The organism is Kitasatospora sp. NPDC098663 (assembly GCF_044760075.1).
Taxonomy (GTDB): domain Bacteria; phylum Actinomycetota; class Actinomycetes; order Streptomycetales; family Streptomycetaceae; genus Kitasatospora.
Window position 1 is genome coordinate 33,345 of the sequence record NZ_JBIWAP010000052.1, and the last position, 23,817, is coordinate 57,161.

Annotated in this window: 19 protein-coding genes; 12 read left to right on the forward strand and 7 right to left on the reverse strand. The window is 73.4% G+C overall.

Annotation, left to right across the window (positions count from 1 at the left end):
* Nucleotides 1-17: 17 nt before the first annotated feature.
* Entirely contained in the window at nucleotides 18-2,252 is a 2,235-nt protein-coding gene (gene katG / locus ACIQVZ_RS36480; protein WP_350886729.1) for a catalase/peroxidase HPI, read from the reverse strand.
* A gap of 200 nt (nucleotides 2,253-2,452) precedes the next feature.
* Between katG and ACIQVZ_RS36485 the strand changes: the two genes are divergently transcribed.
* The 7 genes from ACIQVZ_RS36485 to ACIQVZ_RS36515 all read left to right on the forward strand — a co-directional run bounded on the left by ACIQVZ_RS36485 (nucleotide 2,453) and on the right by ACIQVZ_RS36515 (nucleotide 11,064).
* Nucleotides 2,453-2,866 carry a Fur family transcriptional regulator gene (locus ACIQVZ_RS36485; protein WP_402456169.1) on the forward strand — a complete coding sequence of 138 codons (414 nt, stop codon included), beginning with the start codon at nucleotides 2,453-2,455 and terminating at the stop codon, nucleotides 2,864-2,866.
* A 61-nt stretch (nucleotides 2,867-2,927) separates the two neighbouring features.
* Nucleotides 2,928-3,359 (forward strand): GNAT family N-acetyltransferase, encoded by a 432-nt coding sequence (locus tag ACIQVZ_RS36490; protein ID WP_402456171.1) that lies wholly within the window; start codon nucleotides 2,928-2,930, stop codon nucleotides 3,357-3,359.
* A 174-nt stretch (nucleotides 3,360-3,533) separates the two neighbouring features.
* Nucleotides 3,534-4,076: an SRPBCC family protein gene (locus ACIQVZ_RS36495; protein WP_402456173.1), complete on the forward strand. Its 543-nt coding sequence runs from the start codon at nucleotides 3,534-3,536 to the stop codon at nucleotides 4,074-4,076.
* Between the two features lie 227 nt (nucleotides 4,077-4,303).
* Complete coding sequence (locus tag ACIQVZ_RS36500; protein WP_350886740.1) at nucleotides 4,304-5,875, forward strand: class I adenylate-forming enzyme family protein; 1,572 nt, start codon at nucleotides 4,304-4,306, stop codon at nucleotides 5,873-5,875.
* Between the two features lie 73 nt (nucleotides 5,876-5,948).
* Complete coding sequence (locus tag ACIQVZ_RS36505; protein ID WP_402456175.1) at nucleotides 5,949-7,940, forward strand: FAD/NAD(P)-binding protein; 1,992 nt, start codon at nucleotides 5,949-5,951, stop codon at nucleotides 7,938-7,940.
* Nucleotides 7,937-9,424: an adenylosuccinate lyase family protein gene (locus ACIQVZ_RS36510; protein WP_402456177.1), complete on the forward strand. Its 1,488-nt coding sequence runs from the start codon at nucleotides 7,937-7,939 to the stop codon at nucleotides 9,422-9,424. The genes ACIQVZ_RS36505 and ACIQVZ_RS36510 overlap by 4 nt, the downstream gene beginning before the upstream one ends.
* A 71-nt stretch (nucleotides 9,425-9,495) precedes the next feature.
* The gene (locus tag ACIQVZ_RS36515; protein WP_402456178.1) at nucleotides 9,496-11,064 is read left to right on the forward strand and encodes a class I adenylate-forming enzyme family protein; all 1,569 of its coding nucleotides are present in this window, start codon (nucleotides 9,496-9,498) and stop codon (nucleotides 11,062-11,064) included.
* Nucleotides 11,065-11,120: 56 nt separating this feature from the next.
* Here ACIQVZ_RS36515 and ACIQVZ_RS36520 read toward each other — a convergent pair whose 3' ends face one another.
* The 5 genes from ACIQVZ_RS36520 to ACIQVZ_RS36540 form a co-directional block, all read right to left on the reverse strand.
* Nucleotides 11,121-11,978, reverse strand: a complete 858-nt coding sequence (locus ACIQVZ_RS36520) for an arylamine N-acetyltransferase (protein WP_350886751.1) — start codon at nucleotides 11,976-11,978, stop codon at nucleotides 11,121-11,123.
* Nucleotides 11,979-12,013: 35 nt separating this feature from the next.
* Complete coding sequence (locus ACIQVZ_RS36525) at nucleotides 12,014-13,945, reverse strand: anthranilate synthase family protein (RefSeq protein WP_350886753.1); 1,932 nt, start codon at nucleotides 13,943-13,945, stop codon at nucleotides 12,014-12,016.
* The gene (locus tag ACIQVZ_RS36530; protein WP_402456180.1) at nucleotides 13,942-14,571 is read right to left on the reverse strand and encodes an isochorismatase family protein; all 630 of its coding nucleotides are present in this window, start codon (nucleotides 14,569-14,571) and stop codon (nucleotides 13,942-13,944) included. The genes ACIQVZ_RS36525 and ACIQVZ_RS36530 overlap by 4 nt, the downstream gene beginning before the upstream one ends.
* Before the next feature lie 42 nt (nucleotides 14,572-14,613).
* Nucleotides 14,614-15,384: a 2,3-dihydro-2,3-dihydroxybenzoate dehydrogenase gene (locus ACIQVZ_RS36535; RefSeq protein WP_402456182.1), complete on the reverse strand. Its 771-nt coding sequence runs from the start codon at nucleotides 15,382-15,384 to the stop codon at nucleotides 14,614-14,616.
* 571 nt (nucleotides 15,385-15,955) lie between these two features.
* Entirely contained in the window at nucleotides 15,956-16,705 is a 750-nt protein-coding gene (locus ACIQVZ_RS36540; protein ID WP_350886761.1) for a class I SAM-dependent methyltransferase, read from the reverse strand.
* Between the two features lie 319 nt (nucleotides 16,706-17,024).
* On the opposite strand from ACIQVZ_RS36540, the gene ACIQVZ_RS36545 reads away from it, so the two are divergent.
* Nucleotides 17,025-18,896: a helix-turn-helix domain-containing protein gene (locus ACIQVZ_RS36545; protein ID WP_402456189.1), complete on the forward strand. Its 1,872-nt coding sequence runs from the start codon at nucleotides 17,025-17,027 to the stop codon at nucleotides 18,894-18,896.
* Here ACIQVZ_RS36545 and ACIQVZ_RS36550 read toward each other — a convergent pair.
* Nucleotides 18,893-20,137: an IS701 family transposase gene (locus ACIQVZ_RS36550; protein ID WP_402456184.1), complete on the reverse strand. Its 1,245-nt coding sequence runs from the start codon at nucleotides 20,135-20,137 to the stop codon at nucleotides 18,893-18,895. The genes ACIQVZ_RS36545 and ACIQVZ_RS36550 overlap by 4 nt on opposite strands.
* 273 nt (nucleotides 20,138-20,410) lie before the next feature.
* On the opposite strand from ACIQVZ_RS36550, the gene ACIQVZ_RS36555 reads away from it, so the two are divergent.
* The 4 genes from ACIQVZ_RS36555 to ACIQVZ_RS36570 all read left to right on the forward strand — a co-directional run.
* Nucleotides 20,411-21,397 (forward strand): NADPH:quinone reductase, encoded by a 987-nt coding sequence (locus ACIQVZ_RS36555; protein WP_350886766.1) that lies wholly within the window; start codon nucleotides 20,411-20,413, stop codon nucleotides 21,395-21,397.
* Between the two features lie 134 nt (nucleotides 21,398-21,531).
* Nucleotides 21,532-22,011, forward strand: coding sequence for an Rrf2 family transcriptional regulator (locus ACIQVZ_RS36560; RefSeq protein WP_350886768.1), 480 nt, complete (start codon nucleotides 21,532-21,534; stop codon nucleotides 22,009-22,011).
* 77 nt (nucleotides 22,012-22,088) lie between these two features.
* A complete protein-coding gene (locus ACIQVZ_RS36565) occupies nucleotides 22,089-23,309 on the forward strand; it encodes an MFS transporter (RefSeq protein ID WP_350886770.1) in 1,221 nt (406 codons plus the stop codon).
* Nucleotides 23,310-23,576: 267 nt separating this feature from the next.
* A partial coding sequence (locus tag ACIQVZ_RS36570; RefSeq protein WP_402456191.1) for a thiamine pyrophosphate-binding protein occupies nucleotides 23,577-23,817 on the forward strand: 241 nt, incomplete at its 3' end.

The following is a 23,817-nucleotide window of genomic DNA, read 5'->3' on the forward strand; positions in this document are numbered from 1 at the left end:
CGCACGGGAATCCGGGATCAGGCGACGTCGAACCGGTCCAGGTTCATCACCTTGACCCACGCCGCGACGAAGTCCGCCACGAACTTCTCCTTCGCGTCGTCGCTCGCGTAGACCTCGGCGACGGCGCGCAGTTCGGAGTTGGAGCCGAAGACCAGGTCGGCCCGGGTGCCGGTCCACTTGAGCGCGCCGGTGGCCGCGTCCCGGCCCTCGAAGGTGTGCCCGTCCTCCGAGGTGGCCTTCCACTCCGTGTCCAGGTCCAGCAGGTTGACGAAGAAGTCGTTCGTCAGGGCCTCGGGGGTCTCGGTGAGGACGCCGTGCGGGGACTGCTGGTAGTTGGCGCCCAGCACCCGCAGGCCGCCGACCAGGACGGTCAGTTCGGGCGCGCTCAGGGTCAGCAGGTTCGCCTTGTCGAGCAGCAGGTACTCGGCGCCCAGCCGGCTGCCCTTGCCCACGTAGTTGCGGAAGCCGTCCGAGGTCGGCTCCATCGCCGCGAAGGAGTCGACGTCGGTGAGTTCCTGCGTCGCGTCCACCCGGCCCGGCGTGAACGGCACCACCACGTCGCGGCCGCCCGCCCGGGCGGCCTTCTCCACGCCGACGCCGCCGGCCAGCACCACCACGTCGGCCAGCGAGACCTGCTTGGCGCCGGACCGGGCGTTGAACTCCTGCTGCACGCCCTCCAGGGTGCGCAGTACCGAGGCCAGCCGGTCCGGCTCGTTGACCTCCCAGCCGATCTGCGGCTGGAGCCGGATCCGGCCGCCGTTGGCGCCGCCGCGCTTGTCGCTGCCGCGGAAGGAGGAGGCCGCCGCCCACGCGGTGGACACCAGCTCGGACACCGACAGCCCGGAGGCGGCGATCCGCTCCCGCAGGGCGGCGACGTCCGCGGCGTCGATCTGCTGGTAGCCGACCGCGGGCAGCGGGTCCTGCCACACCAGTTGCTCGGTCGGCACCTCCGCGCCGACGTAGCGGGCGAGCGGGCCCATGTCGCGGTGGGTCAGCTTGAACCAGGCGCGGGCGAAGGCGTCCGCGAGCTCCTCGGGGTGCTCCAGGAAGCGCCGGGAGATCGGCTCGTAGACCGGGTCCAGGCGCAGCGACAGGTCGGTGGTCAGCATCGTCGGGGCGTGCCGCTTGGACGGGTCGTGGGCGTCCGGGACGGTGCCCGCTCCGGCGCCGCCCTTCGGCTTCCACTGGAAGGCGCCGGCCGGGCTCTTGGTCAGCTCCCACTCGTAGCCGAACAGCGTCTCGAAGAAGCTGTTGTCCCAGGTCACCGGGGTGGCCGTCCAGGCGCCCTCCAGGCCGCTGGTGATCGCGTCCCCGCCCTTGCCGGTGCGGAAGGTGCTCTTCCAGCCGAGGCCCTGCTGCTCGATCGGGGCGTCCTCGGGGTCGGGGCCGACGTTGTCCGCCGGGCCCGCGCCGTGGGTCTTGCCGAAGGTGTGGCCGCCGGCGATCAGCGCGACGGTCTCCTCGTCGTTCATCGCCATCCGGTAGAAGGTCTCGCGGATGTCGCGGGCGGCGGCGAGCGGGTCCGGGGTGCCGTTGGGGCCCTCGGGGTTGACGTAGATCAGGCCCATCTGGACGGCGGCGAGCGGCCGCTCCAGCTGGCGGTCGCCGGTGTAGCGCTCGTCGCCGAGCCAGGTGGTCTCCGGGCCCCAGTAGACGTCCTCGTCCGGCTCCCACTCGTCCACGCGGCCGCCGCCGAAACCGAAGGTCTCGAAGCCCATCGACTCCAGGGCGACGTTCCCGGCCAGGATCATCAGGTCGGCCCAGGAGAGGTCGCGGCCGTACTTCTTCTTCACCGGCCACAGCAGGCGGCGGGCCTTGTCCAGGCTGGCGTTGTCGGGCCAGCTGTTCAGCGGGGCGAAGCGCTGCTGCCCGGCGCCGGCGCCGCCGCGGCCGTCGCTGATCCGGTAGGTGCCCGCGCTGTGCCACGCCATCCGGATGATGAAGGGGCCGTAGTGCCCGTAGTCGGCCGGCCACCACGCGTGCGAGGTGGTGAGGGCCGTCTCGATGTCGCGCTTCACGGTCGGAAGGTCGAGGGATCCGAACGCCGCGGCGTAGTCGAAGTCGGCGCCGAGCGGATTCGCCACGGCCGGATTCTTCGCGAGGATCTTCAGATTGAGCCGCTCCGGCCACCACTGGCGGTTTCCGCCGCCCTGGGTGGGGTGCGGCGCGCGCCCGTGGGCCACCGGGCAGCCGCCCGTGCCCTCCGCCTGCGGCTCGGGTTCGGTAACGATCGGATCGTGGTTCTCAGACATGGAAATCCTTCCCTACAAGGCGGATCACGGTGTCTTCACTGCTACTTCCTGCTACCCAGGCTATCGCCGGAGCCGATCCTACGATGGACACGATCCACGTCAAGAACGACACCAAACACATATCCGATCGGGAACCGGAGAGAAGCCGAAATAACTTGGTAAAATCCTGACCTCCCATTGACCTGAATAGGTGAACCGATATGAGTGACCTGCTGGAGCGACTGCGCGGACGCGGCTGGCGCCTCACCTCCCAGCGGCGTGTCGTGGCGGAGGTCCTGGACGGCGAGCACGTGCACCTCACCGCCGACGAGGTCCACGCCCGGGCCGCCGAACGCCTGCCCGAGATCTCCCGGGCCACCGTCTACAACACCCTCGGCGAACTGGTCACCCTCGGCGAGGTCACCGAGGTCTCCACCGACGGCCGGGCCAAGCGCTACGACCCCAACGCCCACCACCCGCACCAGCACCTCGTCTGCACCCACTGCGGCACCATCCGCGACGTCCACCCCACCGACGACCCCCTCGCCGGCCTCCCCGCCGACCAGCGCTTCGGCTTCACCGTCACCGACGCCGCCGTCACCTACCGCGGTCTCTGCCCGGCCTGCGCGGGCTGACCACGGGCTGACCACGGCCCCCGTCGGGATTCCCTGCGAAGATCGGGGAATGGAACTGACGATGGTTGACGTCACGCCGGGGAACGCCGCCATGGCGACCGATCTCGGGCCGCTGATACGGCAGTTGAGGCCGGCCCTGACCGCCGAGGGGTTCGCCGCCTTCGCCGCCGAGGCGCACGCACAGGGGCTGGTCTTCACCGCCGCGTACGACGGTCGCGGGCGGTGCGTCGGGGTGGCGACCCACCGGGTGCTGGCGACCAGCCGCGGCCGGCTGCTGTTCGTCGACGACCTGGTGACCGACCGCGCGGTGCGGTCGGCGGGGGTCGGCGGGCGACTGATGGCGGAGCTGGAGGAGCGGGCCCGACGGGCGGGGTGCGCCCGGATCGAGCTCGACTCGGGGGTGACCAACCACGGCGCGCACCGCTTCTACCACACGGCCCGGATGTCGATCGTCGCCCTGCACTTCGCCCGCGAGATCCGGGCCGGTTCGTAACGGTTCGAGGGGACGGCCGGTTCGAGGGGACGGCCGGTTCGCGGCCGGTGGTGCCGGCCGGTTCGCGGCCGTTCGCCGCGGCGCCGCGCCGGAGTTGACACGGAATCACGGAGTTGACGGACCCGCCGCCCTGTCCTTGACCCCCGCCGGGGCCCGGCTGGGACGATTCCCGGCATGGGCGAAACCATCAACGAGAAGCAGCCGATATTCTCCGCCGACGCCGACATCCGCATTTCCGCGACACCGATCGAGGTCTACGCGGTGATCAGCGACCTGCCGCGCAGCGGCGAATGGAGCCCGGAATGCCTGGGCGGTGAATGGACGGTCGGCGAGCCGGCCGCCGTCGGGTCCGTGTTCCGCGGCGACAACCTCCGCGGCGACGACATCGTCGCCTGGGCGCCGGTGGTCCGCGGCCGGTGGACGACCCAGTCCGAGGTGGTCACCGCGGAGCCGGGCCGGACCTTCCGGTGGGCGATACACAACTCGGACGGCCAGAAGCAGGAGAGCGTCTGGGGCTTCGACATCGAGGCCGCCGAGGGCGGCAGCCTGCTGATCCACCACTTCCGCATGGACTCGGCCACCCAGGGCATCAAGGGCATCACCGCGGAGATGGACGCGGCCGAGAAGCAGCGCTTCTTCGCGGAGTGGGGCGACAAGATCTCCGGCGATCTGGCCGCCACCCTGCAGCGCATCAAGGCCGTCATCGAAGAGGCGTGACGCCGGGCGGTATCCGGCCTTCCGCGATTCGCCCGGAATTCCCGGGCCCGTACCCGGGCACGCGGCCATTCGGACGCCCGGGCACGCCAATTCACCTCGGACGGTGTCCCTTTCACCGCGGGTGGTGTCCATTCCATTCACGTCAGGCGCCGACGGCGCACAGCCGCGGACCGGGAGGCGGACAGGTGCTTCTTCAACGTATCGGAAACCGGGGAATTCAGCTCGGGATGCTCTTCGAGCGCGCCGCGGCCAGACACGGCGCGAACGTCCTCATCCTCGACCACGACCTCGACGCGGCACCGGAGTTGGGCCGCAGGGCGACTGTCGCCGAGGTGTCGGACCTGGTGGACGACCTGGCGTCCCGGCTCTGGGCGGCGGGCGTGCGGCCGAGCCGGCGGGTGGTGGTGTACAAGGCCGACGGCTTCGACATCACGCTGCTCGCGTGCGCGGCGGCGCGGATCGGGGCGGTCCCGGTGCTGCTGTCGCCGGCACTGGACGGCGCGACCGTCGCCGAGCTGGTCCGCCGCACCGACCGGCCGTTCCTGGTGACCGACCAGGAGAAGCTGGAGAACGTGCTGCCCGAGACGGTCTTCGACCTCGCCGACCGGGTGGTGCTGACCTCCGGCTCGTACCGGGACGCCGTCGAACTGCGGGCGCTGGCCGGGGTGGAGAGGGTCGAGCCCGTCGTCATGCCGGCCGACCACCCGACGCTGATCACCCACACCTCGGGCACCACCGGGACGCCCAAGCTGGCCGTGCACACCGGGTTCAGCCTGCAGTCCCGCTACCGCCCGCAGGCCTCCGTCATCGCCCCGCTGATCCCGGGCCGGGAGACCATCGCCATCCACGTCTCCTTCGTCCACTCCCGGCTGATCACCGCGCTGGCGATCTCCCTCTACCGCGGCTTCCCGCTGGTCGTGCTGCGCGAGTCGGACCCGAAGCACGTCGGCGACCTGTTCGCGCGGCTGAAGCCGGGCATCCTGGAGGCACACCCCAACTCCTTCATGGAGTGGGAGGAGTTGGCGCAGGACCCGCGCGGCCCGCTGTCCAACGTCAAGCTGTTCAGCAGCACCTTCGACGCCATCCACCCGCGGACCGTGCACCGGTTGCTGCGCGCCACCCGGCGCCGCTCGCCGCTCTTCGGCCAGTTGTACGGGCAGAGCGAGGTCGGCCCGGCCATCGTCCGCGGCTTCACCCGGCGCCGCACCCTGGACGACGACGGCCGCTGCGTCGGCATGCCGTTCCCCGGGATGACCGACGTCCGGGTGGTCAGCCGGAACGGCAACCCGCCGTCCGAGCGGAACCCGGGCTTCATCGAGGTGCGCAGCGACGGGCGCATCGTCACCTATCTCGGCGAGCAGGACCGCTACGACGCCCAGGTGTCGGCGGACGGCTGGTGGCGGATGGGCGACGTCGGCTACCGCACCAAGTGGGGCTGCGTGCACCTGCTGGACCGCGAGGTCGACCTGATCGAGGGCTTCGGCAGCACCCTCGCGGCCGAGGACACCCTGTTCGGCCAGCTGCCCGGCCTCGCCGAGGTCATCATCATCCCCGGCCCGGACGGCAGGGCCGTGCCGGTGGTGTGCACCAAGGACGACGAACCGCTGGACCTGGCGGCCTGGCGGCGCGCCGCGGCGTCGCTGCCGCCGATGGCCGAGCCGGTCCACCGGCGGCTGGACGAGCTGCCGAGGACCGCCACCACCAAGATCAAGCGCCTGGAGCTCGCCCGCCTGCTGCTCGCCGACGCCCCGCAGGGCACCCGGACGGACGTGGAAGACGTGGAGGACGTGAAGCCGTGAGTGAGCGAAGCGAGCTCGTCATCGAGAGGTGCGCGCGGGCGGACGCCCGTGCCGAGCGAAGCGGGGCGGGCGCATGAGCGGAGTGGGTACGAGGGCGGCGCTGGAGGTCTGCGTCATCGGGGCCGGCCCGCGCGGCCTGTCCGTTCTGGAGCGGCTCTGCGCCAACGAGCGCGCGGAGCCCTCGCACGGCTCCATCACGGTGCACATGGTCGACCCGGCCGCGCCCGGCGCCGGCGCCGTCTGGCGCCAGGACCAGTCACGGCACCTGCTGATGAACACCGTCGCCTCGCAGATCACCGTGTACACCGACGACAGCTCCCGGATCGACGGGCCGATCGAGCCCGGTCCGAGCCTGTGGGAGTGGGCGGTGGAGGTCGCCGGGGCCGGCGCCGCCTCCGGGCAGGACGAGGAGTGCGTGGCCGAGGCCCGCGTCCTGCGAGCCGACAGCTACCCCACCCGGGCGTTCTACGGGCGCTACCTGAACGCGAGCTTCCGCCGGGTGGTGGACGGCGCGCCCGCGCACGTCACCGTCCGGGTGCACCGCTCGCGGGCGGTGGCGATGGCGGACACCCACGGTGTCCCCGGCGGCCCGCAGGGCATCCGCCTGGAGAACGGCAGCCGGCTCAACCACCTGGACGCCATCGTGCTCGCCCAGGGCCACGTCGCGGCCCGGCCGACCCCGCACGAGGAGCGGACGGCCAGCCTGTCCCGGATCCACCACCTCACCTACATCACCCCGGCCAACCCGGCGGACCTCGACCTGAGCGGCATCCTGCCGGGCCAGCACGTACTGGTGCGCGGCCTCGGGCTGAACTTCTTCGACCACATGGCCCTGTTCACGGTCGGCCGGGGCGGCGCCTTCGTCCGCGCGGACGGACGGCTGGTGTACCGGCCGTCGGGCCGGGAGCCGAAGCTGTTCGCCACCTCGCGCCGCGGCATCCCGTACCACGCCCGCGGCGAGAACGAGAAGGGCGCGTACGGCCGTTACTTCCCCCGGTTGCTGACCGCCGAGTACATCGCCGGGCTGCGCGAGCAGTCCGCGGCCGGCGAGCCGGTGCAGTTCCGCACCGACCTGTGGCCGCTGATCTCGCGCGAGGTGGAGAGCGTCTACTACGGCACGCTGCTCGACGCGAAGGGCCGCGGCGCCGAGCGGGAGCCCTTCGTCGATCGGTACCTGACGGTCGACCACGGCGGCGGCTTCGCGGCCCTGCTCGACGAGTACGGCATCCCCGAGTCGGAGCGCTGGGACTGGGAGCGGCTCTTCCGCCCTTACGGGGAACGGGAGTTCACCGGGCCGGAGGACTTCCGCGACTGGCTGCTCGGATACCTGGCCGAGGACGTCGAGGCGGCCCGGGCCGGCAACCTCAGCGGCCCGCTCAAGGCCGCCCTGGACATCCTGCGCGACCTGCGCAACGAGATCCGCCTCGCGGTGGACCACGGCGGGCTGGAGGGGAGCTCGCACCGGGACGACCTGGAGGGCTGGTACACCCCGCTCAACGCCTTCCTGTCGATCGGCCCGCCGGTCTCCCGGATCGAGGAGCTGATCGCCCTGATCGAGGCCGGGGTGGTCGAACTCACCGGCCCGGGCACCGAGATCCGGATCGACACCGAGGCGGCCGCCTACGTGCTGACCTCCCGGGCGGTGCCCCAGCCGCCGGTGCGGGCCACCGTCCTGATCGAGGCCCGGCTGCCCGAACCCGACCTGCGCCGCACCACCGACCCGCTGCTGCAGCACCTGCTGAGCACCGAGCAGGCCACCGCGTACCGGATCCCGGGCACGGGCGGCACCGACTACGAGACCGGTGGCCTGGCCGTCACCAAACGGCCGTACCGACTGCTGGACACCCGGGGCCGCGCGCACCCGCGGCGCTACGCCTACGGGGTGCCGACCGAGTCGGTGCACTGGGTGACGGCGGCCGGAATCCGGCCCGGCGTGGACTCGGTGACCCTCGGCGACTCGGACGCGATCGCCCGCTCGCTGCTCGCCCTGCCGCCCACCACCCAGCTGCCCTTCGGCGTCCGGCCGGACGCGGCCGTCACCGACCTGACCGGAGTGCTGATATGACCGACCCCGACGAGCCGGCCGCCCCGCACGGCCCCGGCGGCCCGCACGACGCGCACGGCCCGCTCGACGCGGTCGGCATCCTGACCGACGCCGGGCTGCTCTCGCCGGTCCGCGCCGGAACCCCGGTCGAGGCCGCCGTCTGCGACCGGGCCTGGCTGCAGGCCATGCTGGACGCCGAGGCGGCGCTGGCCCGGGCCCAGGCCGGGCTGGGCACCCTGCCGAAGACCGCCGCCGACACGATCACCCGCCTGGCCCGCGCCGAGCTGCTGGACCTGCGGGCCCTCGCGGTCGAGTCCCGGGAGACCGCCAACCCGGTGGTCGGGCTGGTCCGGGCGCTGACCGCGGTGGTGGCGGCCGAGGACCGGGCCGCCGCCGAGTACGTCCACCGCGGCTCCACCAGCCAGGACGTCCTGGACACCGGCGCGATGCTGGTGGCCGCCCAGGCCCTGCGGATCATCCGCGCCGACCTCGCCCGCACCGCGCGGGCCCTGGCCGTCCTCGCCGAGCGGCACCGGGACACCGTCCTCCCCGGCCGCACGCTCGCCCTGCAAGCCGTACCGACCACCTTCGGGCTCAAGGCGGCCGGCTGGCGCCGGCTCGTCCTGGACTCCGAGCAGCGGCTCGGGCGGGTCGCCGAGCACGGCCTGCCGGTCTCGCTCGGCGGCGCCGCCGGCACCCTCGCCGGGTACCTGGAGTACGCCCGGATCGACGGCGCGGCCGCGGGCGGGGCGGACGGGGCGGCGCCGGACCCGGGCGACTACCTGGACCGGCTGCTCACCGCCTTCGCCGCCGAGACCGGGCTGGCCCGCCCGGTGCTGCCCTGGCACGCGCTGCGCACCCCGATCGCCGACCTCGCCGGCGCACTGGCGTTCACCGCCGGCGCCCTCGGCAAGATCGCGATCGACGTGCAGTCGCTGACCAGGACGGAGGTCGGCGAGGTGGCCGAGCCCACCGCGGCCGGGCGCGGCAGCTCCTCCGCGATGCCGCACAAGCGCAACCCGGTGCTGGCCACCCTGATCCGTAGCGCCGCACTGCAGGTGCCGGTGATCGCCGCCGGGCTCACCCAGTGCCTGCTGGCCGAGGACGAGCGCTCGGGGGGCGCCTGGCACGCCGAGTGGCAACTGCTGCGCGAGGCGTTGCGGCTGACCGGGGGCGCCGCGCACACCGCGGTGGAGCTCGCCGAGGGACTGGAGGTCCGGCCCGAACGGATGCGCACCAACCTGGAACTGACGGGAAGTCAGATCGTCTCGGAGCGGATCGTCGCCGTCCTGGCGCCCCGGCTCGGCAAGGCGGCGGCCAGGCAGCTGCTCACCGAGGCCTCCGGCGAGGCCGATCGCGACGGGCGGCCACTGGAGCAGGTGCTCGCCGAACTGCCCGCTCTCGACGGCGTGTTCGGCAAGGCCGAGCTCTCTCGGCTGTGCGATCCGACCGCGTACACCGGGGCGGCCGGGCCCCTCGTCGACCGGGCCCTGCGCGAGCCGTGAGGGCGGCCGGCGTCGGCGCCCCGGCGCCGGCCGCCCGAGCGATCCGCGACCAACCGAAGGGGAAGAGGAGCATGTTCCTGCAACGCGTCGGCAACCGAGGCATCCGACTGGGCACGGTCTTCGATCGCGCGGCCGCCCGTCACCCGGCGAGCCCGGTCTACCTCGACCACGACCTCGACATCGCCCCGGAGCTGGGCCGGCGGGTCACCCTGACCGAACTCGCCGACCTGATCGACGACTTCGCCGCCCGGCTGTGGGCTTCCCAGGTCCGCCCCGGCTCGCACGTGGTGATCCACAAGTCGGACAGCTTCGACATCTCCCTGCTCGCCTACAGCGTCGCCCGGGTCGGCGGGGTGCCGGTACTGCTGTCCCCGAAGCTGGACGGCGCCACCGTCGCCCGCCTGCTGGGGCGACTGTCCCGGCCGACGCTGCTCACCGACGCGGCGAAGCTGGAGGAGGCGCTCCCGTCCGAGGTGTTCGACCTGACCGAGCGGGTGCTGGTGGCCACCGGGGAGTTCCCGGGCGCGACCGCGCTGGCCGGGCTGGCCGGGGTCGAGCGGGTGGCGCCGGTGACCATGCCGCAGGACCGGCCGGCCCTGATCACCCACACCTCGGGCACCACCGGCCTGCCCAAGCTCGCCGTCCAGACCGGCATCACGATCCAGGCCCGCTGCCGCCCGCAGTCGGTGCTGCTCGCCCCGGTCGGGCGGCACGAGCCGATCGCCGTACACGTCTCCTTCGTCCACTCGCGGATGATCAGCGGGGCCGCGCTGTTCGCGCTGCGCGGCCATCCCATGATCATCCTGCGGGACGACGAGCCGGAGCACGTCGCGAAGCTGTTCGCCCGGATCCCCCCGGGGGTGATCGAGTCCCACCCCAACACCCTGCTGAGCTGGGAGGTCCTGGCGGACCACCCGGCGAAACCGCTGGCCAAGGTCCGCTGCTTCAGCAACACCTTCGACGCCATCCACCCGCGCACGGTCGACACCCTGCTGGGCGCGTCCGAGCGCAGCCTGCCGTTCTTCGCCCAGACGTACGGGCAGAGCGAGACCGGCGCCATCGCCGCCCGCACCTACACCCGGCACCGCCGCAGCGGCGCCGACGGCCGCTGCGTCGGGCGGACCTTCCCCGGGATGACCGAGGTCCGGGTGGTCAGCCGGGACGGCCGGCCGGTGACCAAGGACTCCCCCGGCCACATCGAGGTGCGCAGCGGCGGGCAGATCGTCACCTACTTCGGCGAGCGGGAGCGCTTCAAGGGCCAGTTCTCGCCGGACGGCTGGTGGCGGATGGGCGACCTCGGCTACCGCGGCCGGTGGGGCTGCCTGCATCTGCTGGACCGCGAGGTCGACGAGATCCCGGGGATCAACAGCACCCTGGACCTGGAGGACAAGCTGTTCACCCGGCTGCCCGAGCTGCTGGAGGTGATCATCGTGCCCGGCGGGGACAGCGCCCCGGTGCCCGTGGTCTGCACCCGGGACGACCGGCCGCTCGACCTCGCCCGCTGGAAGCGCGCGGTGGCCGGCCTGCCCACCCTGGCCCCGCCCGTGCAGCGCCGGTTGGACGAGCTGCCGCACACCGCCACGACCAAGGTGAAGCGGCTGGAGCTGGCCAGGGAGCTGGCCACGGCCGAGGAGGCCTGAGCCGGGGAAGGCGTCGGCCCCGGCGGTGTCGTGAGACCCGCCGGGGCCGACGCGTGTCAGGCGGGGCCGACGGCCGGCAGGCTCCGCAGGACGGACCGCAGGTCCCCGGGCCCGAGCCGGACGCCGAAGTCCTCCGCGAGGACGGCGGCGTACCGCTCGTCGGTGAGCTCCGCGGCCTCCGTCGTGCCGTCGGCGCGGGCGACGACCAGCCGCCGGCCGTCGAGGGAGAGCCGCCGCTGCGGCGTGATCCTGGACAGGTAGGCCCGGCCGGTGAACGGGGAGCGCTCGTGGGTGGAGGTGTAGTGGTTCATCACCACGCAGTCGACCTGGTGCAGCGGCAGGCCCGTCTCGAACCGGTAGAGCGGCAACCACCCGTCGGGGCGGAGGAGTTCGAGCACCCAGCTGTCCGGCGCCGAGCCGACCCGGCGGAGCCGGTGAGTCCAGCCGTCGGGCTCGGCCAGGGCGCCGTCGGTCAGCGGCAGCGGTTCCAGCGGCCCCTTGTCACCGAAGCCGACGTCGGCGAGGAAACGCGCCCGGCCGGCCGTCACCAGCAGCACCAGGTGGGTGCGCGGCAGCGGTCGGCCGGCGTTCAGCAGGGCTCGGGCGGCGAGCCTGGTGACCTGGAAGCCCAGGCGTTCCAGCACCGCGGCGAAGAGCAGGTTCTGTTCGAAGCAGTAGCCGCCGCGGCCGCCGGCGACCAGCTTGGCCTGGACGCGGTCCAGGTCGAGCGGGATGCCGCGGCCGAGCGGGATGTCGAGGTTCTCGAACGGAAGGGCCAGCAGGTGGGCGCGGTGCAGCCGGCGCAGCGTCCCGGGTTCGGGAGGCCGCGGACCGGAAACGCCGGTGCGGGCCAGGTAGGCCCCGACGTCGAGCAGTTCCGCTCCCCATTCGCCGGTGGCGCGGTCATCACCCATCCTGTCGGCCTCTCTCCCGTGCGGTCCCCCGGAGACTACCCGGCAAGGATCGCCCCGGCCCGGAGGACCTCGGCGATCAGGCCGCCGACGATCCGGGGGCCGTCCTGGGTGAGCACCGACTCGGCGTGGAACTGCATGGACGCGAAGTGCGGGCCGCGCAGGGCGTGCACCTCGCCGGTCTCCCGGTCGCGGCCGGCCTCGACGGTGCCGACGCCGTCCACGTCGACCGTGTCGTGCGGGCTGACGGCGGCGAAGGTGTTGTAGAAGCCCACCCGCTCGCGAGCGCCGAACAGGTCGATCTCGCGCTGGACGCCCTGGTTGGGGACGTCCCGGCGGCGCAGCGGCAGGCCGAGCAGGGTGGACAGCACCTGGTGGCTGAGGCAGACCGCGACGAACGGGCGCCGCCGGGCGAGCAACTCGGCCACCGCGGCGCGCAGACTGGCGATCTTGGGGTGGTCGGCCTGCCGAGGGTCGCCCGGCCCCGGGCCCATCACGACCAGGTCGAAGCCGTCGAAGGCGTAGCGCTCGTCGAACCGACGGATCGTCACCTCAAGTCCCAGTGACTGGAGTTGGTGGCCGATCATGGCGGTGAAGGTGTCCTCGGCGTCGATCACGAGCACCCGACGCCCGGCGAACTCGGCGAGCCGCCGGGCGCGGTCCGCGTCCTCGGCCAGCCAGAAGTCCGAGATGACGGTGTTGCGCCGCTCCAGCGCGGCCCGGACCCGGGGGTGGCCGGCGAAGGTGCGCGGGCCTGCGGCCTCCAGCGCGGCCAGCAGCCCGGCCGCCTTGGCCCTGGTCTCGGCGACCTCGGAGGCCGGGTCGGAGTGGCGCACCAGGGTGGCGCCGACCCCGATCCGGATCCGGCCGACGGCGTCGATGTCGGCGGTGCGGATCAGGATCGCGGAGTCCATCGTGCGCCCGCCGTGCTCGTCCCGGCCGATCAGCGCGGCCACGCCGCTGTAGTAGCCGCGCCCGGCGGGCTCGTAACGGCGGATGACCCGGGCGGCGCTCTCCAGCGGGCTGCCGGTGACGGTCGGGGCGAACATCGTCTCGCGGAGGATCTCGCGCGGGTCGCGGTCGGTTCGGCCCTCGATGAGGTACTCGGTGTGCGCGAGCCGGGCCATCTCCTTGAGGTACGGGCCGACCACCCGGCCGCCGCCCTCGCAGATCCGGGCCATCATCTTGAGCTCCTCGTCGACCACCATGTAGAGCTCGTCGGCCTCCTTGCGGTCGGCGAGGAAGTCCATCACGCCGGCCAGGGTGGGGCCGGAGGCCGGGTAGCGGTAGGTGCCGCTGATCGGGTTCATCACGGCGACGCCGTCGGCCAGGCTGATGTGCCGCTCGGGGCTGGCGCCGACGAAGGTCCGCTCCCCGGTGTGCACGACGAAGGTCCAGTAGGCGCCCGCCTCGCGCTCGGTCAGCCGGCGGAAGAAGGCCAGCGCGGCGTGCAGGGTGTAGTCGCCGATCTCGGCCAGGAAGGTGCGGCGGACGACGAAGTTGGCGCCGACGCCCTGCCCGATCTCCTCGGCGACCACCCGGCGGACGATGTCGGCGTACTCCTCGTCGCCGAGGTCGAAGCGGGCGCCGGTCAGCTCGGTGGGCCGGTCCGGGATCAGCGCCAGCGCTTCGCCGAGGTCGACGGTGGCGTGCTCGGTCACCGTCATGGCGAGCAGCGGGGCGCCGTCGTCCCGGGCCTCGAAGCCGCGCTCGGCGATCTGCCGGTACGGGACCAGGACCAGGACCTCCGGGCCCGGGCGGCCGGGCTCGGGGCCCAGCGGGACGGCGTCCAGCGTGTGCGCGGTGGCGACCTCGCCGAACAGGACGTCCAGCGTGCCCGGGCCGGTGGTCTCGGGCCGGTGCAGGAGGGCGAAGGCGGGCGGCCGCTCCGCGAGCACCCGGCGCAGCAGTTCCCCGGTCGTCCGGTCCGCCGTCCGCCCGCTCGTCCGGTCCGTCGTCCGGTCGGTCATCCGAAGGTCTCCTTGGCCGTGGTCAGCATCGCGCAGCGCGCGGCGGCGTACTCCAGGGCGAGCCGGTGGTGGGCGGCGGAGAAGTCCGCGACGGCGTCGGCGACCAGGAACGGCCGGATGTCGTTGGTGAAGGCGTCGACGGCCGTCATCAGGACGCCCACGTGGGCGTACACGCCGCACAGGATCAGCTGGTCGCGGCCCTCCTCGCGCATCCGCTGGAGCAGGTCGGAGCGGAAGAAGGCGCTGTAGCGCCACTTGGTGAGCAGCCAGTCGCCGGGGGCCGGGGCGAGCGACTCGACGACCTCGCGGTCGACCGGGTCCACCCGCATCCCGGGGCCCCAGAAGTCCAGCAACAGCCCGCGCTGTTCGGTGGTCATGCCGCCCGGCTGGGCGGTGTAGGCGACCGGCACGCCGAGCTCGGCGGCCCGGCGGCGCAACAGGCCGGCGTTGTTCAGCAGCTCCCGGCCGGGTGCCCCGTCCGCCGGAAAGGGGCGCAGGAAGTAGCGCTGCATGTCGTGCACGAGCAGCACCGCGCGGTCCGGGCGGACGGTCCACGACACGGTGTTGTCGGGCAGCTCGCCCGCGGTCGGCATCGGATAGGGCTCGATGGTCGGAATGCCTGCCATGCGGTGGACTCTCCTGGGGGAATGGTGAGTTGGTCGAGCCGGTCAGGCGCCGAGGCCGGCGCCGCCGTCGACGGTGAGGTCGTGCAGGGTGATGTGGCCGGCCGCGTCGGAGAGCAGGAAGAGCACGGCGGCGGCGATGTCGGCGGGGCTGGCCAGCTTGTTGAGCGGGATGCCGACCCGGAAGGCGTCCGCGCGGCCGTGCAGGGTGCCCTGCGGGCCGGATTCGTCGTGCCACATCGAGGTCAGCATCGGGGTGTCGGTGGATCCGGGGGCGACGAGGTTGCAGCGGATGCCGTACCTGGCGACCTCCAGGCCGAGGCTCTTGGTGAACATCGTCGCGGCGGCCTTGGAAGCGGCGTAGGCGGCCATCTCGGTGCGCGGGGTGCGGGCGGCGTTGGAGGCGACGGTGACGATGGCGCCGCGCCCGCGCGGGATCATCCGGTCGACCACCGCGCGGGACACGTGGAAGACGCCGTTGACGTTGACCGCGAAGGTGGCCGCCCAGTCCTCGACGGAGAAGTTCCGGACCTCGCCCAGGCGCAACACCCCGGCGGCGTTGACCAGTTGGTCCACGGGCCCGAGTTCGCGCTCCACCCGGTCGACGAGCAGGTCGACGGCGCGGTGGTCGCTGACGTCCACCGGGTGGGCCTCGGCCCGCAGGCCCTCCGCGGCGAGGGCGGCCACGGTCTTGCGCAGGCCCTCCTCGTCGCGGTCCACCGCGGCCACCGCGGTGCCCTGTTCGGCCAGGGCCCGGACCACGGCCGCGCCGATGCCGCCTGCTGCCCCGGTGACCAGGGCGATCGTGTTCGTCACTGCCGGACCTCCCTCGGGGCCGACGCGTGGCCGGCCCGTCGCTCTCTCGGTTGCTCTCTCGGTTGCGCTCTCGGTTGCTCTCGCGGTGCGGTGGTGTGTGGCGCCGTTCCGGGCGCGCACGGAAGGGCGTCGTGGCGAGGCCGTGGATGGCACGGGTGGGGCAGGACCGGCGGGCCCGCGGGCCGGGTCACGGTCCGGCAGCGGTCCGCCGGCCGCCGAACGGTCGAGGCTCTTCCAGATCCTGTGGCGCGCCACCAGGCGCCGCCAACGCCCGCCCCCGCACTTCGTCAGGTGGCGGATACTCCATCAGGTGGCGGCACACTCCGTCAGATGTCGCCCGGGCACGACGGGAAACGGTGACGGCAGCCCTCGGACACGTCCGTCCCGAGGTGGCGGACCGGCGAGATCCGGCCATGGAACGGCTCGGACGCGCGCGCCTCCCGGACGCCGTCGGGCACGGCCGGGCCCTGGTGGCCCACGGCTACCCCGGAGGTGGGCGGACCACCGTGCGCCGCCACCTCGTGGCATATGCCGAAGTCGGCGCGGCCGATCGGGCCTCCGGACCCGGACGTCAGAGGCCGGTACCAGCTGCCGCCTCGCCGCCGGACCGGCCGCGCGCCACCGTCACCTCGACCAACATGTGCTCGACCTCCTCCTCGCCCTCCGGGAAGACGCCGCCGCGCACCACCCGCAGGGTGCGCCCGCACTCCTCGGCGATCCGGAGGAGCTCCGTGAGGTCGCCGCGCTCGCTGAAGTGCAGCAGCACCGAGCCGCCCGGAGCCAGCCGGCCCGGAGCCTCGACGAGGAAGCGGCGGTGGGCGGCGTAGCCCGGGTCGACGTAGCCGCGCTCGTGCATCGTCCGGTAGCGGTAGTCCTCCGGCGCGAGCACGTAGTTGGAGTGCCAGAAGACGGTGTCGAAGCGCTCCTCGGGCGCGAGCGCGGCGAACAGGTCGCTGTGCACGCCGTGGACGCGGTCGGCGACGCCGTGCCGGCGGGCGTTCATCCCGGTGTTGCGGACGGCGGCCTCGTTGATGTCGCCGGCCACCACCCGGGTGTGCCCGGCCAGTGCCGCGGCCACCGCGATGACACCGGTGCCGCAGCCGATCTCCAGCAGCGAGCCGGAGCGCCCGGCGGCCCGCGGGTCGTCCAGGCCGAGCAGGCGCATGGAGATCTCGCTGGTGGGCGAGTAGACCGGGGCGAAAATCCCTGGCAGCAGGTCCCATTCGCGGCCGCAGAGCCGGAAGGTGGCGGGCCGGTGCGGGTGCTCCAGCGCGGCCCTGCTCCGCTCCAGCGAACGGTGGTAGTCCTGTAGCGCCTTCATGCCGTCCGCCCGTGCCCCCCACCGCGCCAGCTGGGCTTTGCCGCCCGGACCACCTCCCCGGCGGCCTCCACGTCATCCTCCTCAACCGGCGCGGGCGGCGGGAAGGTGACCCGGCAACACATCGGGGGCCACTCGGCGGTGCCCCCTCCACCGTCCACACCCTGGAATCACCCGAGCCCCACCCAAAGTGACATGATAAACACTTTGCATCACCTGGCATGTGCCAGGCAAAACGGCCGATGTGCACAGGTGGGGGTAAAGCGTGGCCCAACAGGAGGTCAGGAAAAGGCCTGACGCGCTGACGGTACTGACCTTGCTGGTGGCGGAAGCACCACCGGCCCGCATCGAGTCACTGCTCGCCGAGGCCGCCCGCGACGGCGCCCGCGAGGCCGAGACGGCCGCACTGGAACGGGCCGTCCGGCTCGGACTGGACATCTGCGCCCAGCGCCGCGGGCGCCAGCACCGCGAAGCGGGCCTGTCCGCGCTGCTCGACACCGCCCGGGACCTCCTCGTCCCCGACACCCTCGACGGGGTGCTCAAGGTCGCCACCCGGCGCTCGCGCCTGCTCCTCGGCGCGGACATGGCGTACGTCAGCTTCCCCGGACCGGAGGACGGCCTGTCCTACATCCGGGCGTCGGACGGCCACACCTCCATGCTCAACGTCGGCCTCCGGCTGACCGGCGGCTCCGGCCTCGGCCACGCCGCCGTCGCCAACCTCGCGCCGGTCTGGACCCCGGACTACCTCGACGACGACCGGATCCGGCACAGCACCGACATCGACGAGGTGGTCCGGGCCGAGGCGCTGCGCGCGATCATGGCCGTCCCGCTGAGCTACGGCCCGCACCCCTTCGGCGCGCTCTACGTCGCCGACCGCAACGTGCGGCACTACACGCCGGAGGAGATCTCCACCGCGAACCTGCTCGGCGAGCTCGCCGGCCTGGCCGTCCAGCGCACCCTCGTCCTCGACGACGCCAAGGCCACCGTGCAGACCCTGCGCGAGGAGCACGGACGCACCACCGAGTCGCTGCGGGAGCTCAGCGAGCACCGGCGCATCCATCACGAGCTGATCGAACGGGCTCTGACCGACGGCGACCTGCACGGCCTCGCCGAAGCCGTGAGCCGGAACCTGGGTGGCGCGCTGCGGATCCACGCGGCGGACGGCACCGTCCTGACCACCACCGGCCGGATGCCCGAGACCGGACCGGCCGCCGCGGAGGTGCACGCCGCCAAACGCCCGGTCCACACCGCGGACGGCCTCTGGGCGGCCCCGGTCACCGCCGGAGGCGAGATACTCGGCACCCTGGTGTTCCACCCCGAGGACCTCCCCGCGGCCGGCATCGACGAACTGCTGCAACTGGCCGCCCAGGCGGTGGCGGTGCAACTGCTGCGCACCGGCGACACCACCGTCGTGCAGGGCCGCGCCCACGGCGAGCTGATGGAGGACCTGCTCACCAGCGCCCAGCGCCCGCCGCAGCAGCTGGAGGAGCGCGCCCGCCGCCTCGGCATCAACCTGGCCACGCCGCACGTGGTGGTGGTCGTCCGCCCCGAGGCCCGAGCGGTCGGCCGGGCCTGTGCCCTGGCCACGGGCCTCGCCCAGCGACTGAACGGGCTGCGGGTCGGGCACGGCGGCAACGCCGTGCTGCTGCTGCCCGGCACCGACGCCGGCGCGACGGCCCGGGCCGTCCTGAACGAACTCGCCCCGCTGCTCAGCGAACCGATCACGGTGGCGGCGGCCGGGCCGGTCGCGGACGCCGCCTCCGTCTACCACTGCCACCAGGAGGCGCTGCGCTGCCTGGAGGCGATGATCGCCCTCGACGCCACCGGCCGCTCGGCCTCCCCCCGGGAGCTGGGCTTCCTCGGTGTCCTGCTCGCCGACAACCGGGACGTCCGCTCCTTCGTCGACTCGGTCATCGGTCCGGTGCTCGAGTACGACCGGCAGCGGTTCACCGACCTCGGCCGCACCCTGGACGCCTACTTCGAGACCGGAGCCAGCCCCACCCGGGCCGCCCAGAAGCTGCACGTCCACCCGAACACCGTCGCCCGCCGCCTTGAACGCATCGCGGAACTGCTCGGCCCCGACTGGCAGGACCCCGGCCAGGCACTCGAAGTCCAGCTCGCCCTCCGGCTCTCGCGCGTCCGCGACCTCCTCGTCAAGGACGGCCCGTCGACCGGGGGCGACCAGGGGACCTAGGCGGACAGGGCCTGGCTCGCCCGGCGGAGCGAGCGGCCGCCGGTGTGGGAGAGGGCCACGACCGCGTGTGCGGCCGAGGCGAGGGTGACGTGGCGGTGCCAGCCGTTGAAGGAACGGCCGGTGTAGTCGCGGATGCCGGTGCGGTCCGCTATCTCGTCGAAGTCCCGCTCGACCCGGCCGATCCGCAGGCTCAGCCGGAACAGCTGGGCCGGCGTGGCGTCCGGGACGTCGGCCAGCCACAGCTCCTGCGGCCAGCGCCGGCCGGTGCTGCCCGCGCCGAGCAACAGCAGGTCGCGGTCCGGGCCCTCCGGCCTGCGGTTCACTCCCGGGGAGTAAGCCGCCCCGGTCACCGTCCGCACCCGGACGGCACCGACCAGCGCGGTGCGCGGCCCGGCGTCCTGGTCGTGGTCGGTCCAGGTCACCATCCGCCGGCGGTCCCGGCACGCCCCGATGATCCGGTGGGCCGGCATCGCCTCCACTCCGTGCCCGGCCCCCTCGGCCGGGCGGAGCGGCAGCGTGCTGTTGATCCGCACGAGGAACGGCACCCCCGCCTCGCGCAGCCGCCGCAGCGCCTTCATCCCGTCCAGCTCCCGGACGTCCATCACCACCGGCAGCGTGGGCAGCCGCCAGTCCGAGGTCAGCTCCAGCACCGCCTCGACCGAGCAGTCGCCCAGCGTCCGGGTGTCCACACTCGCCGGGATGGACGCCTGGCTGCGCCGCGGCACGTCGTCCAGCCACGCCCGGGACAGGTGCAGCCGCCAGTTCACCGGCATGCTCACCTCCTCGGACGCCGCCCAGACGCCCACCGCCTGCTGCGCGTTGAGCACCTGGCCGAGCGAGGAGATGAACCGGCGGTCCACGCCCACCGAGTGCTCCCCGGCCTTCGGGATGACCGTCTGCTGCACCACCCAGGCCTGCGGCGGCGCGACGGACGTCACGTAGTGCGCCAGCGCGGCGCGCACCGGGTCCCACTCCCAGGTGGAGCTGCTGATGAAGTGGTGCAGGTTCTGCTCCGTGGCCTGCCCGCCGATCAGCCGCGCGATGTTGCGCACCGACTTGCGGCCCTCCGCGCCCAGCAGTCCGCGCAGGTACTCCACACCCTTGCGGCGCTGGTCCGCCCGGGGCAGCGACGCGAACAGCGCCGGGCACAGCTCCGAGAGGACGATGTCGTGGGAACTGCCAACGCCCGGCGTGCGCCCGGGCGTTCGCGTATCCCTGATGTGCAGGGCGAAGTCGCTCATCGAGATCCCCAACCTCTACATGGCAGACGCATCTTCAGATGGGTCGACGGTATGCAGAGGGCACGGGCCCGGCCCAGGTGCACCGGACACACGGCTGCACGCGCGGCCTATGGCCGGACCACCGGACAGCGCGCGCGGGCAGGCGCGACCGCCCCCGGAGCCGCCCGGCGGGGTGTGCCGGGGCCATCAGGGGCGGGCCGGCCGCGCGCGAGTTGACGAACAAACGGCTTCCGTGCGGCACCCCGGCGTTGACCGGTGGAAGACTCTCCGAGCATGCGAGCAGCCTTCATCGAGGCCCTCGGGCCGCCCGAGAACATCCGCTACGGCGAACTTCCCTCCCTCCGTCCCGGGCCGACCGACGTCCTGGTCGACGTCACGGCCACCACCGTCAACCCGGTGGACACCTTCGTCCGCTCCGGCCTCTTCCGCACCCCGGTCGCGTTCCCGTTCGTGATCGGCCGCGACCTGGTCGGCACCGTCGCCGCGGCCGGGCCGGTCACCCCCGGCTTCGCCGTCGGCGACCGGGTGTGGACCAACAGCCTCGGCCACGGCGGGCGCCAGGGCGCCGCCTCCGAGCAGGTCGTCGTCCCCGCCGACCGCCTCTACCACCTCCCTGAGGGCGTCCTCCCCGAGGAGGCCGTCGCCGTCGTCCACCCGGCCGCGACCGCCTACCTCGGCCTGTTCACGCACGGCCGCCTGCGGGCCGGCGAGACCGTCCTGGTGGCCGGCGCGGCCGGGAACGTCGGCTCCGCGCTGGTCACCCTCGCCGTCGACGCCGGGGCCCGGGTCGTCGCCACGGCCTCCGCCCACGATCTGGAGCAGTGCCTCGCCCTGGGTGCGGCCGAGGCCCTGGACTACCGCGATCCGGACCTCGCCGAACGGCTCGCACGAGCCTGCCCCGGCGGCGTCGACCTCCACCTCGACACGTCCGGGGAGAACGACCTGGCCACCGCCGTCGACCTGCTCGCCCCGCGCGGACGGATCGTCCTGCTGGCCGGCGCCCGCTCGCGGCCGGTCCTCCCGGTCGGGCCGCTCTACATGAAGGACTGCTCGATCGCCGGCTTCGTGATCTCGCACGCGACCAGCACCGAACTGGCCGAGGCCGCCGTCGGCATCAACCGCCTGCTCGCGGCCGGACGGCTGCGCCCCCTGGCGGTCGAGACCCTTCCGCTGAGCGCCGCCGCCGAGGTCCACGGCCGAATGGAACGCGGCGAGCTGCACGGCAGACGGGTGGTCCTCAGGCCCGACGCGCGGGCCTGACCGGACGGCTGCCAACCGTTGTACCGGAGGTCCGGCGGGGCCGCAACGGCCTCGCAGGGCCGCGACTTGACATATTCCGGGCCTCCGGCGCGTCCGGCCTGCGTCGCAGAACCTGGACGTGTATTGTCCTGGTTATGCGAATGGGTGAAGGAGTCGAGTGGGGCCTGCACTGCTGCCTCACCCTGGCATGGCTCGACAGTGACCAACCGGTTCCGACGGCACGGCTGGCGGCCTGGTTCGACCTGCCGCCGGCCTACCTGACCAAGCGCCTACAGGCGCTGGTCCGGGCCGGCATCCTGAGCTCGACACCGGGCTCCAAGGGCGGCTTCCGGCTGGGCCGACGGCCGGAGAAGATCACCCTGATGGACGTGGTCGCCGCCATCGAGGGCCCCGACGACGTGTTCCGCTGCACCGAGATCCGCCAGCGTGCGGACGGCGGTGGCGCCATCGCACGGGAGTTCCGACAGCCGTGCGGGATCGCCACCGCGATGCGCAAGGCCGAACTGGCCTGGCGCCGCGAACTCGCCGGGCAGACGGTGGCCGACCTCATGGCCGCCGCGCCGGGCGGGGCCGCCGACCGCACCCGACGCCACTACGCCCGCATGACCGGCTGACCGCACGCCCGACGGTCCGGCCGCCTCACCGCGCGGCGCCATCACAGCACACGCACCGACCCGCAAGGAGAATCCGGATGTCCAGTGTCTCGATTCCGGCCGACCGGAAAGCTCCGGCCGAACCCGGCTCACCACCCCAGGGCGGCCTGTCCTCCACCCTCGTCCTCGCCTTAGGGACGTTCGCCGTCGGCACGGACGCCTTCGTCGTGGCCGGCTTCCTCCCCTCCATGGCCCAGGACCTGCACGTCTCCCCGGCCACGGCCGGCCAGTCGATCACCGTCTTCGCCGCCGCCTACGCCGTCCTCTCCCCCGTCCTGGCCACCCTCCTCGCCCGGCTTCCCCGCCGAACCCTGCTGATCACCGCACTGTTCACGCTCGGCATCGCCAACCTCGGCTCGGCACTGGCCCCCAACATGGCCGTGCTGATCATCAGCCGCATCATCGCCGCCGCCGGCGCCGCCGCCTACACCCCCAACGCCGGAGCCGTCAGCGCCTCCCTCGTCCGCCCCGAACTGCGGGCCCGAGCCCTCGCCGTGGTCATCGGCGGCCTCACCATCGCCACCGCACTCGGCGTGCCGCTCGGCAACGCCGCCAGCCACTGGCTGGGCTGGCGCACCGCCCTCGGCCTCGTCGCCGGACTCTGCCTGCTCGTCGCCGTCATACTGCGCCTGATCATGCCGCGGCTCCCCGGCAACGTCCGGGTGCCGCTGCGCACCCGCCTCGCCGTCCTGCGCCGGCCCGCCGTCCTCGCCGTCCTGCCGCTCACCATCCTCGGCATGGGCGCCAGCTACACCGCGTACGCGTACAGCGTGCCCATGCTGGAAGCCGTCAAGGTGCCCGAGAGCTCCATCCTGTGGATGCTCTTCCTGTACGGCCTCGGCGCCGTCATCGGCAACCTCGCCGCGGGCTACACCACCGACCGCTGGGGCTCCACCAAGGTCCTGATCGTCGGCTACACCGCCATGGTCGTCGCCCTCGGGTCCCTCGCCTGGCTCGCCGCCTCCGACTCCGACCTCAAGCCCGTCGTCGGCCTGCTGGTCCTCCTCTGGGGCGCCAGCAGCTGGTGCCAGACACCCCCGCAGCAGCACCGCCTGATCGAGGTCGCCCCCCAGGAGGCCCCGCTGGTGGTCTCCCTCAACTCCTCCTCCATCTACCTCGGCATCGGCCTCGGCACCATCATCGGCGGCTCCACCCTCGGCGCCGGCGCCGCGACCGTGTACGGCCTGGGCGCGACCATCGCCGCCATCGCCCTGATCTTCCTGCTCTTCACCCGCCACTCGCCCACGAACAAGGGCTGAGGCGCGAGACACCTCCTGCGGGCCGGACAACTCCCCTCCGGCCGACGCTTCCTGACGGTACGGCGTCGCACCGAGCGCTGAAACACCCCTCAGCACGCGACGACCGACGACCGGCGCGGAGACAGACCCTGCTGCCCCGGTTTCCCCGACACGCCCCTGGCCGCCCAGCGGCGCCGCGCACCGCAGCGGCCCCGGCCACGGACACCACCCCGCACTCCCCGCGGGACCACCACGTCGACGAAACCGAGAGATCGCCAGATGACCCAGCTGACCGAATCCCCCGTGACCATCCACAGCACCGAGACCACCGAACCGACCCCCGCTCCGGTCACCCCCGACGCACGGACCGGGCCCGTGGAGCCCGGGATGACCGGCGCCCAGGCACTGATCCGTTCGCTCGAAGCGGTCGGAGTGGACACCGTCTTCGGCATCCCGGGCGGGGCCATCCTTCCCGCGTACGACCCGCTGATGGACTCGGCCAAGGTGCGCCACATCCTGGTCCGGCACG

Bases quoted from the DNA above. Each gene is read 5' to 3' on its own strand.
- ACIQVZ_RS36560 (WP_350886768.1), top strand. From the start codon at position 21,532: ATGCGAATGGGTGAAGGAGTCGAGTGGGGCCTGCACTGCTGCCTCACC.
- ACIQVZ_RS36495 (WP_402456173.1), top strand. From the start codon at position 3,534: ATGGGCGAAACCATCAACGAGAAGCAGCCGATATTCTCCGCCGACGCC.
- ACIQVZ_RS36565 (WP_350886770.1), top strand. From the start codon at position 22,089: ATGTCCAGTGTCTCGATTCCGGCCGACCGGAAAGCTCCGGCCGAACCC.
- ACIQVZ_RS36490 (WP_402456171.1), top strand. From the start codon at position 2,928: ATGGTTGACGTCACGCCGGGGAACGCCGCCATGGCGACCGATCTCGGG.
- ACIQVZ_RS36485 (WP_402456169.1), top strand. From the start codon at position 2,453: ATGAGTGACCTGCTGGAGCGACTGCGCGGACGCGGCTGGCGCCTCACC.
- ACIQVZ_RS36515 (WP_402456178.1), top strand. From the start codon at position 9,496: ATGTTCCTGCAACGCGTCGGCAACCGAGGCATCCGACTGGGCACGGTC.
- ACIQVZ_RS36525 (WP_350886753.1), bottom strand. From the start codon at position 13,945: ATGACCGACCGGACGACGGACCGGACGAGCGGGCGGACGGCGGACCGG.
- ACIQVZ_RS36510 (WP_402456177.1), top strand. From the start codon at position 7,937: ATGACCGACCCCGACGAGCCGGCCGCCCCGCACGGCCCCGGCGGCCCG.
- ACIQVZ_RS36530 (WP_402456180.1), bottom strand. From the start codon at position 14,571: ATGGCAGGCATTCCGACCATCGAGCCCTATCCGATGCCGACCGCGGGC.
- ACIQVZ_RS36520 (WP_350886751.1), bottom strand. From the start codon at position 11,978: ATGGGTGATGACCGCGCCACCGGCGAATGGGGAGCGGAACTGCTCGAC.
- ACIQVZ_RS36555 (WP_350886766.1), top strand. From the start codon at position 20,411: ATGCGAGCAGCCTTCATCGAGGCCCTCGGGCCGCCCGAGAACATCCGC.
- ACIQVZ_RS36500 (WP_350886740.1), top strand. From the start codon at position 4,304: ATGCTCTTCGAGCGCGCCGCGGCCAGACACGGCGCGAACGTCCTCATC.
- katG (WP_350886729.1), bottom strand. From the start codon at position 2,252: ATGTCTGAGAACCACGATCCGATCGTTACCGAACCCGAGCCGCAGGCG.
- ACIQVZ_RS36540 (WP_350886761.1), bottom strand. From the start codon at position 16,705: ATGAAGGCGCTACAGGACTACCACCGTTCGCTGGAGCGGAGCAGGGCC.
- ACIQVZ_RS36505 (WP_402456175.1), top strand. From the start codon at position 5,949: ATGAGCGGAGTGGGTACGAGGGCGGCGCTGGAGGTCTGCGTCATCGGG.
- ACIQVZ_RS36550 (WP_402456184.1), bottom strand. From the start codon at position 20,137: ATGAGCGACTTCGCCCTGCACATCAGGGATACGCGAACGCCCGGGCGC.